The 13,708-nt window shown below is 75.6% G+C and carries 12 protein-coding genes; 5 read left to right on the forward strand and 7 right to left on the reverse strand.

Going from position 1 to position 13,708, the window contains the following annotated elements; genetic code table 11:
• Positions 1 to 400 (forward strand): DUF3043 domain-containing protein (locus tag AC2CHG_RS24690; protein ID WP_484525675.1); only part of this gene is annotated, 400 nt, incomplete at its 5' end.
• A gap of 101 nt (positions 401 to 501) precedes the next feature.
• On the opposite strand, the gene AC2CHG_RS24695 is transcribed toward AC2CHG_RS24690, so the two are convergent.
• Complete coding sequence (locus AC2CHG_RS24695) at positions 502 to 810, reverse strand: AzlD domain-containing protein (RefSeq protein WP_334461719.1); 309 nt, start codon at positions 808 to 810, stop codon at positions 502 to 504.
• Complete coding sequence (locus AC2CHG_RS24700; protein WP_357210253.1) at positions 804 to 1,652, reverse strand: AzlC family ABC transporter permease; 849 nt, start codon at positions 1,650 to 1,652, stop codon at positions 804 to 806. The genes AC2CHG_RS24695 and AC2CHG_RS24700 overlap by 7 nt, the downstream gene beginning before the upstream one ends.
• 67 nt (positions 1,653 to 1,719) lie before the next feature.
• Between AC2CHG_RS24700 and AC2CHG_RS24705 the strand changes: the two genes are divergently transcribed.
• A complete protein-coding gene (locus tag AC2CHG_RS24705) occupies positions 1,720 to 2,280 on the forward strand; it encodes a helix-turn-helix domain-containing protein (protein ID WP_357210250.1) in 561 nt (186 codons plus the stop codon).
• Here the strand turns inward: AC2CHG_RS24705 and AC2CHG_RS24710 are convergent.
• The 3 genes from AC2CHG_RS24710 to AC2CHG_RS24720 all read right to left on the reverse strand — a co-directional run bounded on the left by AC2CHG_RS24710 (position 2,264) and on the right by AC2CHG_RS24720 (position 5,008).
• Positions 2,264 to 3,250, reverse strand: coding sequence for an ABC transporter ATP-binding protein (locus AC2CHG_RS24710; RefSeq protein ID WP_402811300.1), 987 nt, complete (start codon positions 3,248 to 3,250; stop codon positions 2,264 to 2,266). The genes AC2CHG_RS24705 and AC2CHG_RS24710 overlap by 17 nt on opposite strands.
• Positions 3,247 to 4,047, reverse strand: coding sequence for an ABC transporter permease (locus tag AC2CHG_RS24715; RefSeq protein WP_355514687.1), 801 nt, complete (start codon positions 4,045 to 4,047; stop codon positions 3,247 to 3,249). The genes AC2CHG_RS24710 and AC2CHG_RS24715 overlap by 4 nt, the downstream gene beginning before the upstream one ends.
• A 109-nt stretch (positions 4,048 to 4,156) precedes the next feature.
• Entirely contained in the window at positions 4,157 to 5,008 is an 852-nt protein-coding gene (locus tag AC2CHG_RS24720; RefSeq protein ID WP_402811302.1) for an ABC transporter permease, read from the reverse strand.
• Between the two features lie 3,861 nt (positions 5,009 to 8,869).
• On the opposite strand from AC2CHG_RS24720, the gene AC2CHG_RS24725 reads away from it, so the two are divergent.
• Both AC2CHG_RS24725 and AC2CHG_RS24730 read left to right on the forward strand, forming a co-directional pair.
• Positions 8,870 to 10,747, forward strand: a complete 1,878-nt coding sequence (locus tag AC2CHG_RS24725) for a WG repeat-containing protein (RefSeq protein WP_484525676.1) — start codon at positions 8,870 to 8,872, stop codon at positions 10,745 to 10,747.
• 25 nt (positions 10,748 to 10,772) lie between these two features.
• The gene (locus AC2CHG_RS24730; RefSeq protein WP_355514668.1) at positions 10,773 to 11,771 is read left to right on the forward strand and encodes an aldo/keto reductase family protein; all 999 of its coding nucleotides are present in this window, start codon (positions 10,773 to 10,775) and stop codon (positions 11,769 to 11,771) included.
• 79 nt (positions 11,772 to 11,850) lie between these two features.
• Here AC2CHG_RS24730 and AC2CHG_RS24735 read toward each other — a convergent pair whose 3' ends face one another.
• Both AC2CHG_RS24735 and AC2CHG_RS24740 read right to left on the reverse strand, forming a co-directional pair.
• Positions 11,851 to 12,645 (reverse strand): site-2 protease family protein, encoded by a 795-nt coding sequence (locus AC2CHG_RS24735; protein WP_135241362.1) that lies wholly within the window; start codon positions 12,643 to 12,645, stop codon positions 11,851 to 11,853.
• Positions 12,642 to 12,842, reverse strand: coding sequence for a hypothetical protein (locus AC2CHG_RS24740; protein WP_484525677.1), 201 nt, complete (start codon positions 12,840 to 12,842; stop codon positions 12,642 to 12,644). Before AC2CHG_RS24740 ends, AC2CHG_RS24735 begins: the two co-directional genes overlap by 4 nt.
• 280 nt (positions 12,843 to 13,122) lie before the next feature.
• Here AC2CHG_RS24740 and AC2CHG_RS24745 point away from each other — a divergent pair.
• Positions 13,123 to 13,708, forward strand: a 586-nt coding sequence (locus AC2CHG_RS24745; protein WP_484525678.1) for a bifunctional adenosylcobinamide kinase/adenosylcobinamide-phosphate guanylyltransferase, incomplete at its 3' end; no start/stop codon positions are given.

Here is a 13,708-nt window from a genome sequence, read left to right on the forward strand (position 1 = left end):
GCGCCGCGCCGCCCGCGCCGAGGCCGCCGCCGAGTTCCGCCGCGAGGGCGGCCCGCGTGACCGGGGCCCCGAGCGGCTGCTGGCCCGCAACGTGGTCGACTCCCGCCGTACGATCGGCACCTGGTTCTTCGGCGGCGCGCTGATCGTGCTGTTCGGCTCCAACCAGGCCATGCCGCCGATCGTGCGGCTGCTGTCGAACGTGCTCTGGGGCGCGCTGGCGCTCGGCGTGCTGATCGACTCGATCCTGATCTCCCGGAAGATCAAGCGGCTGGTCCGCGAGCGCTTCCCGAAGAGCACCGAGAAGCTCGGCTCGCTCTACTTCTACGCGATCATGCGGTCGATCACGTTCCGTCGGATGCGCGCTCCCGCCCCCCGGGTGAACATCGGCGACAAGGTCTGACCGGCCCGCTCCGAACCGGCCCCTCCCCGCCCCGGCGGTGAGGGGCCGTTCTCATGCGGGAAGCGGCCGATGCCGCGCCGGGAGCGGGCCGAATGCCGCGCTCAGGCCACGCCGAGCAGGCGCAGCACCGCGGTGGTGGCCGCCGCCGCGACCACGACCAGCACGAACGGCGCCCGGCGCCAGGCGAGCAGCAGGCCGACGAGCACCCCGGCGGGCCGGGCGTAGCCGGCGAAGCCGCCGGCCTCGGTGAGCGCCGCGGTGGCGGCGAGCGCGGCGAGCAGCGTGGCGGCGCCGACCGGCAGCAGGTGACGGGACCACTCCGGCAGGTCGAGCCGGTCCCGCAGCAGCACCCCGGCGACCCGGAACCCGTAGGTGCCGGCGGCCAGCGCGAGGATCACCGCGATCAGCACGGGACCTCCCCGGCCCGCACACTCCGCCGAGCCCCGCCGTCGTCCACCGGTCCGCCGCCGGCCGCGTCCGGCACGGCGACGGGACCACCAGCCGGCGCGGCGTCCGGGTCGGACGGCACGCCGGACCGGTCGGCGGACGCGGGGTTCGGGTCGGCGGCCGGCGAAGCGGGTGGGCGGCGGCGGGCCAGCAGCGGCAGGGCCAGCGCGGCGAGCGCGAGCAGCACCGGCAGCCCGGCCGGCAGCAGCGGGGTGGCCAGCACGGCGAGGCCGGCACCGAGGAGCGCCACCCGGCGGGTCTCCCGGTCGCGCAGGCTCGGCAGCAGCAGGGCCGCCAGCCCGGCCGGGAACGCGGCGTCGAGTCCCAGCGTCGCCGGGTCGCCTGCGGCGCCGCCGGCGAGCACGCCGAGCGCGGTGCCGGCGTTCCAGGCCAGGAACAGCAGCACCCCGGCGAGCCAGAACGCCCGGCGCCGCTGCGGCCCGGCCGGGCGGGCCAGCGCGAACGCGGTCGCCTCGTCGGTCATCAGGTGGCTGCCGAGCAGCCGCTGCGCGCGCCGGGTGCCGAGCGCACCGCCGAGGGCCAGGCCGAACGGCAGGTGCCGGGCGTTGAGGAGCAGGCCGGCGAGGACCGCCGCGAGCGGGCTGCCGGCCGCGACGAGGCCCACTGCCATGAACTGGGCGCCACCGGCGTAGACGACAGCGGACATGGCGAGCGTGGCCCAGACGGGCAGGCCGGCGGCCACCGCCACGGCACCGAACGAGGCGCCCACGGCGAGCATCGCCGCGCCGATGGCGGCGACGTCGCGGAGCACCCGGGCGTCGCCCGTTCGGTTTGCCGTACGCATGTCCATTATCCTGAACGGGAGCACGCTGGTTCGTCAAACCGAACAAATCGACTGATGGAGCGAACATATGGCGATCGACCCCGCTCCCCCGCTCGCCACCATCGCCGCCGCGCTGCGCCGCGAGCGCGAACGGGCCGGCCTGTCGCTCACCGAACTGGCCCGCCGCGCCGGCATCGCCAAGTCCACCCTGTCCCAGCTGGAGTCCGGCTCCGGCAACCCCAGCGTGGAGACGCTCTGGGCGCTCGGCGTGGCGCTGGACGTACCGTTCAGCCGCCTGGTCGAACCTCCCACCGCCGCCGTGCGGGTGATCCGGGCCGGCGAGGGTCCCCGGATCCGGTCCGAGCACGCCGACTTCTCCGCCACCCTGCTCGCCGCCGGAGCGCCGCACGCCCGGCGGGACGTCTACGTGATGGAGCTGGAACCCGGCGCGGTACGGCTCGCCGAGGCGCACACCCCGCGCAGCGTCGAGCACGTCGTGGTCGCCGCCGGGCGGATGCGCGTCGGCCCCGAGAGCGACCTGGTCGAGCTGGGCCCCGGCGACTACGCCACGTTCCCCGGCGACACCCCGCACCGGTACGAGGCACTGGCCCCCGGCACCTTCGCCGTACTCGTCATGGAGCACCCGTGACGGCGGACGGCCCAGCCGGCGCCCGGTAGAGCCGGGTCACCACCTCCTCGATGTCCGGCTCCACGATCGAGATGTCCCGCAGCGTGGTCAGGCCGGCCAGCCCGGCCACCACCTCGGCGACGCTCGCCCGTTCCAGCGCGAAGACCAGCCGCCGTCCGTCGGCCTCCACCCGCTGCACCGGCGCGCCGGGCAGCACCGGCGGCTCGGGCAGCGCCCCGTCCAGCTCGGCGACCACCATCCGGCGCGAGCCGTACCGGCAGTGCAGCTCGGCGATCGACCCGTCGTGCACCACCCGCCCGTGGTCGATTACCACGAGCCGCCGGCACAGCCGCTCGATGTCGGCCAGGTCGTGCGTCGTCAGCACGAGCGTGGTGTCCCCGGCCCGGCCCAGCTCGGCCAGGAAACCGCGTACCGCCTGCTTGCTGACCACGTCCAGGCCGATCGTCGGCTCGTCCAGGAACAGCACCTCCGGGCCGTGCAGCAGCGCCGCGGTCAGCTCACCGCGCATCCGCTGACCCAGCGAGAGCTGCCGGACCGGGGTGTCCAGGAACCCGTCCAGGTCGAGCAACTCCCGGCAGCGGGCCAGCCGGGCCGCGTGCTCGCCGGCCGGCACCCGGTAGACGTGCCGCAGCAGGTCGAACGAGTCTCGCAGCGGCAGGTCCCACCAGAGCTGCGAGCGCTGCCCGAACACCACCCCGATACGCAGCGCCAGCCGGGTCCGGTCGGCCACCGGGCGCAGCCCGCACACCCGGGCCCGCCCCGCGGACGGCGTCAGCACGCCGGTGAGCATCTTCAGCGTGGTCGACTTCCCGGCGCCGTTCGGGCCGATGTAGCCGAGCATCTCGCCGCGCTCCACCCGCAGGTCGACCCCGTCGACGGCGGTCACCGTCCGCTTCTCGCGCCGCAGCGGCCCGGCCTTCACCCGGACCGTGAACTCCTTGCGCAGACCGTCCATCTCGATGACGCTCATGACCCCGTACTCCGGTAGTGACGGACCCCGACGCGCCAGGCCAGGGCGGCCAGCGCCGCGGCGACCACCGCGACGCCCGGCGCGGCCCAGCCCGTCCACTGCGGCAGGCCGAGCGGGTCGGCGCGGCCCAGCAGCGCCAGCGCCGGGTGGTAACTGACGAAGGCGAACCCCATCCCGTACGCGAACAGCGCGCGGAACCACCCGCCGTACACGGTGATCGGGTACGAGGTGAAGTCGCGCCCGCCGTAGGTGACCGCGTTCGCCAGCTCGCCCGAGTCGACCCAGTAGAACGACACGGTCGCGGTCAGCACGAAGACCGAGCCGAAGAAGACCACCGCGGCCGCCGGGGCGACCACCGCCAGCGCGACCCGGCCCGGCGTCCAGTCGATGCCGGCCGAGACGAGCGCGAACAGCAGCACGGCGAGCCCGAACACGGCCCGGGACAGCTTGCGCAGCGGCAGATCCATCAGCAGCAGTTGCGGCAGCGCCCCGAGCGGGCGGACCAGCACGGCGTCGAAGAGGCCGGTGCGCACGTACCGGGGAAGCCGTTCGATGTTGCCGACCAGCAGGTCGGCGGTGGCGAAGCCGCACGACGACAGGCCGACCACGACGAGCGTCTCGCGCAGCGTGAAGCCGCCCAGCTCCCGCGTCACGCCGAAGATCACCAGGACGGTGACCACGTCGAACACGGTGGCGCCCACGTTGCCGACCAGGTCCACCACGAACGAGGTGCGGTACGCCGCCTGCGAGCGCGCCTGCGCACCGAGCAGCGCCCGGTACGCGCGCAGTTCCGCCAGATCAGCCACCCTGGGCGCGCTGCCGCGCTCAGCCACCCTGGGGGCGCTGCCGCGCTCAGCCACCCTGGGGGCGCTGCCGCGCTCAGCCACCCTGGGGGCGCTGCCGCGCTCAGCCACCCTGGACCACCAGGCGGCGCTCGGCTCGGCGCTGCACCAGCCGGCACAGCGCCAGCAGCAGCACCGCCCAGCCGGCCTGCACCCCGACCAGGGTGAGACCGGTGGCCATCGGCTCCCGCTCGACGAGCACGTCCAGCGGCACCTGGAGGATGCTGGGGAACGGGGTGGCGTACCGCAGGACCGCCTCCAGCGGGCCGGGCAGGAAGCCCAGCGGGAAGTAGAGGCCGGCCAGCACGCCGGAGCCGAGCGTCCACAGGATCATCGGGCCCCGGACGTCCTGCAACCAGTACGCGGTCGCGTTGACCAGGTAGCGGCAGCCGAAGCAGACCACCACCGCGAGCAACGCGGAGAGCAGGAACAGCGGCACCGTCGCCCAGTGCCGGGGCACGTACACCGCGAAGAAGAACGGGCCGACCACAAGCGGCGGCACCAGCCGGGCCAGCGACGCGAACCCGGCCCGGCCCAGGTCGGTGGCGAGGTAGCTGGTCACCGGGTGCACCGGCCGCAGCAGGTCGGCGGCGACCTCGCCGGTACGGATCCGGTCGGCCAGATCGGTCCAGCCCCAGATGGCGATCACCGCCAGCAGCCCCTGGCCGGCCCAGACGAACGTGGCGAGCTGTGCCCGGTCGTAGCCGGCCACGGTGCCCGCCGCACCCGTCGCCGCGAGGAAGATGTAGCACCGCAGGAAGCCGAACACGGTGTTGGTGCACAACCCCGCCACGGCGGCCTGACGGTAGGTCGCGTGCCGCCGGAACCCGGCCGCCGCGATCGCGCCGAATGTCCGAAACCATGGGGTAACGTGTGCGCCGGTGGGTGGTGCCACAGTGGCGGTGACCGAGCCCACGCCGTTACCCTCCTTCCGCAGCCACGACGTGCTGGACCGGGCGACTGTACCGGCACGTCCGGCGCCCCAGCGCGAGAATTTCCAATGAGGTGACACCGCCGTGAGCGAGCGACGCGAGCCGGCCCCGGGGCCGTCCCGCGCGAGCGGCGGGAGGGGTTGCCGATGAGCGGCTGGGGCAGCTGGCGCGAGCCGGCCGAACCGGCCTGGGCCGCCGAGCCCACCCACGAGTGGCAGCCGCAGTTCCCCGGGCAGCGCTACCCGGGTGACATCGGCATCGAGAACCTGACGCCGCGTCCGCGCGCCGTGGTCGGCCGGGCCGAGGTACGCCCGGTCAGCCCCGCGCCGGACGAGGACACGTACCCGGTGAGCCCCGCCGGTGCCCGGCCCTCCGGACACGAGGCCGGACGCCCGGTGAGCCCGGCCGGCCCGCGCGACGCGCACCGCGCCGGCCCGGACACGTACCCGGTCAGCCCGGCCGGTCCGCACGGCGCGTACCCGACCAGCCCGGCGGCGCCGCGCGAGGCGTACCCGATCAGTCCCGCGGTCCCGCCCGGCGTGCACCCGACCAGCCCCGCCGGGCCACGCGGCGCGCACCCGGACGGACCGGCAGGTCCACGCGGCACGCATCCGAACAGTCCGGTTGGACCGCGCGGCGGGCACTCGGACGGGTCGGCAGCTCCACGCGGCACGTACCTGGACGGGGCGGGTGCGCCGCGCGGGGCGTACCCGATCGGTTCCGCCGGTCCCGGCGGGCAGCGCCCCGCGGGGCCGGACGAGCGGCGCGGGCATCTCGACGGCCCCGGCGCGGACGGCCGCCGGTCCCACCGGCCCGGCCCGCCGCCGGAGCGGCTCGACCAACGCTGGGTACACCCCGACGGCCCACCCCGTCGGGCCGCCCAGCCGGGCTGGATGCCGGAGCCGAACGAGGCTCCGCACCGGGCCGATCGCCCGGCGGACGGCAGGCGCGCCCCGGCCGACGGCCGTCCGGCGGCTTCCGGCGACCGGTGGGGTGCGGCACCCGACGCTCGCCGTGACCACTCCCCCGCCGCACGTGGCGGTCCCCTGCCCGACGGACGTCGCGGCCCCTTCCCGGAGCCGTCACAGGTCGATCCCGCCCGTGGTCGGCGCGGTCCCGGCGTCGACGGGCGCGACGGAGCCGTGCCGCCGTCGGAGCGGAGTGCTGCCGGCCGGGTCGAGCCGGGTCGGCGTGAGCCAGGCTGGGCCGATCCGGCTCGCGACGGCCGGCGCGAACCAGGCTGGAGCGAGCCGGGCCACGGCGGCCCCGGTTGGGGCGGTTCGGGCCACGACGGCCGGCGCGAGCCCGCGCGTGACGGCTGGCGCGAGCCCGGCCCACCTCCCCCGGCGGACCGGCGCGACCCGGCCGGTGGCCGGTGGGACGACCGTGCGCCGGGCCGCGAGGCCGCCGCGTACCCAGAGACCCAGCGCCGGGCACCCGAGAACGGGCGGCCGGCGCCGCAGAGCGAGCCCGACCGGTACGGCGCGCAGGGACACCGTCCGGCTGACCCGCAAGCGTCCGCCCCGGCGCGGCCGGGCGCCGACCAGCGTTGGCAGCGCCCGCCAGCCGATCGCCCTCGCCCGCACCAGGGCGAGTGGCCCGTCATCGAGCCCCGCCCCCGGCCGGAGCCCGACGCGTACCGGCCGGACGAGCGGCACCGCCCACCCGCGGAGCGGCCCGTACCGCCCCGGCACCCGATGCCACCCGCCGACGGTCCACGCCCCGACGCGCGCCGTCCCGGGCAGGACGGTCCCGTCCGTCCGGACCCACGCGACGCTCGGCCTGCCGGTACGGGCGCGCAGCCCGACGGCACCGGTCCGCGTACCCACGCCACCCGGCCGCCCACCGCCCCGACGCGCCCCGAGACCGGGCGGTCGCAGCCGGAGCAGGACCGTCGCCAGCCGGGCGAGGTCGCCGCGCGTTCCGAGTCCCGGCCGCAGCAGTGGCCGGTACGGCCCGACGAGCGCCGTCCGGACACCCCGGACCAGGCGGCCGCGCGTCCCGACGACCGTGCCCGCCCTGCCCCGGCAGTACCGGATCCGCTGTCGTCACCGCGTACGCCCGCGCGCCCCGGCGACGGCTCGCCGTCGACCGGCCCGGCCGCGCTGCGGCCCGTGTCACCAGCCGGTTCGGACGAGCAGCACCGGACGCCGACGCCGGGCCGGTACGAGGCGACCCGTCCGCCGGTGCCCGAGCCCGACCGGCGCGTGGCCGACGGCGGTTCCGCACCTGCTGTTCCCGTCCGCGACGAGCCCTCGCCCGCCGTGCCCTCGGGCCCCAGGTCGGACGCGCCCTCGGCCCCGACATCGGACAGGCCTTCCAGTCCCGCGCCCCGCGTGCCCTCCGGCCCCACACCCGGCGCGCCCGCTTCTGCGGGTCCGGGGCCGTCGAGCGCACCGGTCTCCGGCGGGGTCGCTCCCGCCGCACCGGTTGTCGGCACGCCCAGCGGAGATGCTCAGGCTCCTACCGGCACCGGACGAGCGGAGGCCGTCCGCCCCACGCCGCCGCCGGGCCGGACCGAGGAACGTCAGGGACTTCCTCCGGCCGGTCCCGTCCAGCCGACCCGGGCCGCGCCGGCTCGTCCCGCGCCGCCCACCTATCCGGGCCCTGCCCAGGCCGGTCCGACCGCGCCACCACCGGTTGTCCCAGCGACGCGCCCCGCCGAACCGGCGCCGCGCCCCGCCGAACCGGAAGCACAGGCGGCTCGGCCCACGGCAGGCACGAGCGCCCGTCCCGTTCCGCACACGGACGCCAACCGCCCCGAAGCCGACGCCGGAGCGACGCCCGGAGTGGGCACCCGACCCGAGCCGGCCACGGGCACCGGGACGGGCACGGGCTCTGGTACTGGCACCGGCACCGGCACTGGCACTGGCACCGGCACTGGCACTGGCACTGGCACTGGCACCAACGGTCCGGGATCCGGCGCGTACTCCGGAGCGACGCCCGACACGAGCGCCCGCGCGGTCCCGGACATGAGGGCCGATCGCCCGGTAGCCGACCCGCGTCCTCGAACCGCGCCCGGCACCCCGACTACGCCGAGCACGGACGCCGACCGTCGAGCGGTCGACGCGCACGCCGAAACGACACCGCCCCGGACGGTCACCCAGGCCACGCCGACCGCCGCCACCGGCCAGCCCGAGACCGATGTGCACGTCCCCGTCGAGGACGGCGACCGGGGAGCCGGTGCAGGCACCCGGCCCGAGTCCCGCTCAGACGGAGGCCCGCCCGATGCCGAAGCGGACGTGGAAGCCGCGTCCACTACGGACATCGTCTCTCCGGAAGCCGACGCCGACACCCGGCCCGCACAGGGCGCGGACCGGCTCGGAGCCGAGGCGTCCTCCGGCCGGAGTGACAAGCCGTCGGGGAACGGCCGGCCGGCGGAGAAGACACGTCCGCCGTCCCCCGGCGCCGAGGCATGGTTCCGCCCGAACCAGCCCGCCGAAGCCCCGAAACCGCCGGAGATCTTGGACGATTTCGGCCCCTCTGGGGGCCCTTTCGTACCAAGATCTCTACCCGGCCAGGAGTCGATCGCGCCAGCGGAGGCTCCAGCGGCGGTGGCGAAGGGGCCGGAAGCCGCAGCGACCGCAGCGGAGACGAACGCAACGGACGGGAGGAAGCCTCCGGAACTCGATGCCGTGGTGCCTCCAGCACCGGCGTCCACTGCCGACTCGAACGCACCCACACCCGCACCCGCGCGTGAACCGGCGCCGGCCCCCGCACCGGTCGTCACCGCGTCCGCCCCGGACGACGTCGATGCCCGCCGTGCCCGGTCCGGAGGAGCTACCGCGTCAACTGCCGGCGCACCGGCCGAGGCCACAACGACCACCGGCTCACCGGCCGAACCCGTGCACGCGCCGATCACCCCGCCGCCGGTCGAGCCGACGACGGCGGACACCAGCGTCCCCGCACCCGACGGCCCGCCTGCCGAGCCCGAGCCGCACGACGCGATTGCTACGGCACCCGAGCAGTCCAGCCCTCCGCCGGAGCGCAATCCGAACGATGTCGCGACCTTCGGCACCACCGAGGCCCGGCGGGACGGCGCCGCACCGGAGGCCACTGCCGACGAGACGACGGGCGAGACCAGCGCCGACGGCACAGCCCGGGAACCAGCGGCGGCCGACGGCACCGGCCACTCCGCGCCCACACCGTCCACCCCGGAGCCCGTCGACACGGCCGCTGATGCGGACGACACCGCCGCCGCGCCCCCGCAACAGGCGCAAGCACAGGCCGAAGACACCGAACCGACCCCGGCCGACACCGAGCACGACGCCGAACACGCCGGCAGCGCCGAGCACACCAAGAGCACCGACCACACCGACGACGAAGACGAAGACGACGCGCAGGATCCGCGTACCCCCGAAGTCGGAACCCACGACGGCGCCGCGCCGGCGACGGACGCCGAGCCGCCGCCTCCCGTCGACCCGGAGCAGGCCCTCGCGGCGGTCGGCTGGGAACTGGATCCGCTGACGCTGCGCGAGCGGGCCCCCGACCCGGAGCAGCTGCGGGTGATCCGGGACGGGCTGACCGGCAAGCTGGACACCACGCTCGACAACCGCAGCCGGGCCCGGCTGCTGAGCCTGCGCGCGGTGGCGTCGCGGATCCTCGGTGACCTGGACGACGCGCTCGGGGACGCGCGGCTGGCCGTCACGTACGCGGAGGCCACCGGCGAGTTCCGGCGGACCGCGCTGGCCCGCGCGCGCCTCGCCGAGGCACTGCGGTGGCGGGGCGACCACGCGGAGGCGGACCGGCTCTTCGCGGAGGCGAACTCGCCGGAGCTGCCGGACCGGCTGCGTGCGCTGCTGCACGAGCATGCCGGGCGGTGCTGCTTCGACCAGGGCCGGCTGACCGAGGCGTGCCTGCACTTCGAGCGGGCGCTGGACCTGCGTCACGGCGAGGACGCGCAGCTCAACGCCCGGGTCGAGGTCGCGCTGGACGCGGTCGCGACGCGGGCCGCCGCCGACGGCTTCGGGCCCCCGCCGCGCCGGCCCGAGGAGGTGCTCGGCACGCCGCGTCCGCCGATGCCGACGTTCGACGAGGAGCAAGAGCTCTGGGGGTACGCGGACGCCGACGGCGAGATGGTCATCGCGCACCGGTACGCCGAGGCGCAGCCGTTCCAGGAAGGACTGGCCTGGGTACGGCGGCCGGAGGCGTCCCGGTGGGCGCTGATCGACACGTCCGGCGCGGCGCTGATCGAGGCGAACAACGGCTACCGGGCGGTGGTGCCCTTCTCGGACGGGCTGTCCTGGGTGTCGATGGACGGCAAGGGCCGGTGGATGGCCGTCGACCGGATGAACATCGTGAAGATCCCGCCCGGGTACGAGGAGGCCAGGCCGTTCCGCAACGGCCTGGCGGCGGTACGGCAGAACGGCGGCTGGGGCGCGGTGGACCTGACCGGCGAGGTGGTGGTGCCGACCCGCTACCACCGTCTCGGCACGCCGCTCGCGGACGGGCGGGAGGTCGACGGGTTCACCGCCGACGGACTGGCGGTGGTCGAGTTGGCCGGCCGCCGGGGCGTGGTGGACCGGACCGGCCGGGTGGTGGTGCCACCGGCGTACCCGACGGTGGTGGTGCACCCGGTGGCGTTCCTGGTCGCCGCCGAGTCGGGCCGCTGGGGCGCGCTGGACCGGCGCGGCGAGCCGCTCATCGACCCGGTGCACCCGGGGCGCGCGGCGGTGGTCGCGGAGATCGACCGGCTGCTCGCCGACGCCAGCCCGGTGCTCTGACCCGGGCAGGTCTAGGGTCGGGAGCATGGAATTCCGTCACCTGGGCCGTTCCGGCCTGATGGTCAGCGAGATCTCGTACGGCAACTGGATCACCCACGGCTCGCAGGTCGAGGAGGACGCGGCGGTCGCGTGCGTCCGCGCCGCGATCGACAGTGGCATCACCACCTTCGACACCGCCGACGTGTACGCGGGCACCCGCGCCGAGTCGGTGCTCGGCCGCGCGCTCAAGGGTGAGCGTCGCGAAGGGCTGGAGATCTTCACCAAGGTCTACTGGCCGACCGGTCCCGGCCGCAACGACCGGGGTCTGTCCCGCAAGCACATCATGGAGTCGATCGACGGCTCGCTGCGTCGCCTCCAGACCGACCACGTGGACCTCTACCAGGCCCACCGCTACGACTACAGCACCCCGCTGGAGGAGACGATGGAGGCCTTCGCCGACGTCGTCCGGTCCGGCAAGGCGCACTACATCGGCGTCTCCGAGTGGAAGGCGTCCCAGCTGCGTGAGGCGCATGCGCTGGCCCGTGAGCTGCGCATCCCGCTGATCTCGAACCAGCCGCAGTACTCGATGCTGTGGCGGGTCATCGAGACCGAGGTGGTCCCCACCAGCGAGGAGCTGGGCATCGGCCAGATCGTCTGGTCGCCGATGGCCCAGGGTGTGCTGTCCGGCAAGTACCTGCCGGGCCAGCCGCCGCCCGCCGGTTCGCGCGCCACCGACGAGAAGTCCGGCGCCGGGTTCATCGCCCGGTTCATGACCGACGACGTGCTCACCCGGGTGCAGCGGCTCAAGCCGCTGGCCGAGCAGGCCGGGCTGACCATGCCGCAGCTCGCCGTCGCCTGGGTGCTGCAGAATCCGAACGTCTCGTCGGCGATCGTCGGCGCGTCCCGGCCGGAGCAGGTGCACGACAACGTGAAGGCGGCGGGCGTGAAGCTCGACGCCGACCTGCTCAAGGCGATCGACGAGATCGTCGAGCCGGTCACCGAGCGAGACCCGGCGAAGACCGAGAGCCCGGCTCAGCGCCCGTGACCTCGCGTCGTTGGCCGGCCGGCGGCCCCCCGCCCCGGCCCCCCCCCGCCCCCCCCCCCCCCGGGAACGACCGGGCCGGCTACTCCCAGAAGCGGATCAGGGCGTAGCCGATCTGGTACAGCTCGCGCGGCAGGCCGAGCGCGTCGCCGACGGCGAAGACCGCGCCGAAGAACGCCCGGTTGATCTGCGGGCTCCACAGCAGCGCGAAGAGCAGAATGAAGCCGTACGGGGCGAACAGGTCGTACATCCGCCGGTAGGCGGGGCTGAGCCAGGGCTGGAGCATGTTGCCGCCGTCCAGGCCGGGCACCGGCAGCAGGTTGAGCACGCTGGCGGTGAGCTGGAGGAACGCGAGCAGCCCGACGCCGGCCCAGAACTCCAGCGGCCCGCCCAGTTCCGGCCCCCACGCCACCGCTGCCACCAGCACCAGCGTGAACAGCACGTTCGTCGCCGGACCGGCCAGGCTGACCAGCGTGTGCCGCAGCCGGCCGGGGATGGCGTGCCGGTCCACCCAGACCGCGCCGCCGGGCAGGCCGATGCCGCCGAGCAGCACCACGACCACCGGCAGCACGATCGACAGCAGCGGGCTGGTGTATTTCAGCGGGTTCAGCGTGAGGTAGCCGCGGTGCGCGATGTCCCGGTCACCGGACCGGTACGCGACCACGGCGTGCGCGTACTCGTGCAGGCACAGCGAGACCAGCCAGCCGGACACGACGAAGAGGAACACGTCGAAGCCGACGTTGCCGTACCGGTTCCAGGTCATCACCCCGGCGGCGACGAACAGCGCCACCAGGGCCAGGAAGATCGGGCTGGGCCGGAACGCCGCCCGGGGCACGCCGAGGATCAGCGGCTCGCCCGGGCGGTCGTAGCCCGTCATTCGGCCGGGGGTTGCAGGCTCATCCGGTAGTCCACCCGGTCGTCCTCGACCAGCACGACTGTGGTGACGCCGGATGCCGCGAGCTCCCGCCAGGTCTGGCCGATCCACGATTCGGCGTCCGCCTGGCTCGTGAACGCCTCGGCCGGCCCGTCGGCCGCGTCGCCGTTCGTGCCCTCGTACCGCCAGCTCCACGCCATGCCGCGTCTCCCCTCGCCGCCGTCGTCCCGTGGGACGCCAAACCTCCGCAAGCCTAGTCGGCCCCGCCGACGACGGCCCGCCACCACATCGATCATGCCGACCTGCCCCGCCCACCGCACCGTCGATCTTGCGGTTGGCGCCCCGACAGAGCGGTCATTCCGGGCATCCCGGGGGCCGCAAGTGCAAGATCGGCGGCGGGGAGAGGGTCGGGCCGGGGTGGGGTGGGGGTGGGGAGGGGCGAGCTGCCCGGAACGCGGGCGGGCGAACTAAGGTACGGGCATGTCCGTTGACGGGTGGCACACCCTCCTGGTGCTCGGCGGTATCCGCTCCGGCAAGTCCGAGTTCGCCGAGTCACTGGTCGCCGACGCGCCCACGGTCCGGTATGTGGCCACCGCCCCGGCCGGCGACCCGGAGGACACCGAGTGGGCGATCCGCCTCGCGGCGCACCGCGCCCGGCGGCCGGGGAGCTGGAGCACCGAGGAGACCGCTGCGGACCCGGGCCGGCTGGTCGAGGTGATCGCCGCCGCCGGGCCGAACGAGACGCTGCTCGTGGACGACCTGGGCGGCTGGGTGACGGTGCTGCTCGACCCGGCCCACCAGCCCGCTGACGACACCGCGACGATCGCCGAGCTGGCCGAGGCGGTGCGCTCCAGCACGGCCCGGCTGGTGCTGGTCAGCCCCGAGGTGGGCCTGTCGCTGGTGCCCACCACGCCGCTGGGCCGGGCGTTCACCGACGCGCTGGGCGCGACGAACCGCGCGGTCGCCGACGCCTGCGACGCGGTCGCGCTCGTCGTCGCCGGTCAGACCGCCTGGCTGAAGCCGGCCACCCCGGCCCCCGCGCACGCCGTGCCGCCCGCCGCCACGT

The organism is Micromonospora sp. ATLC20, assembly GCF_057196585.1.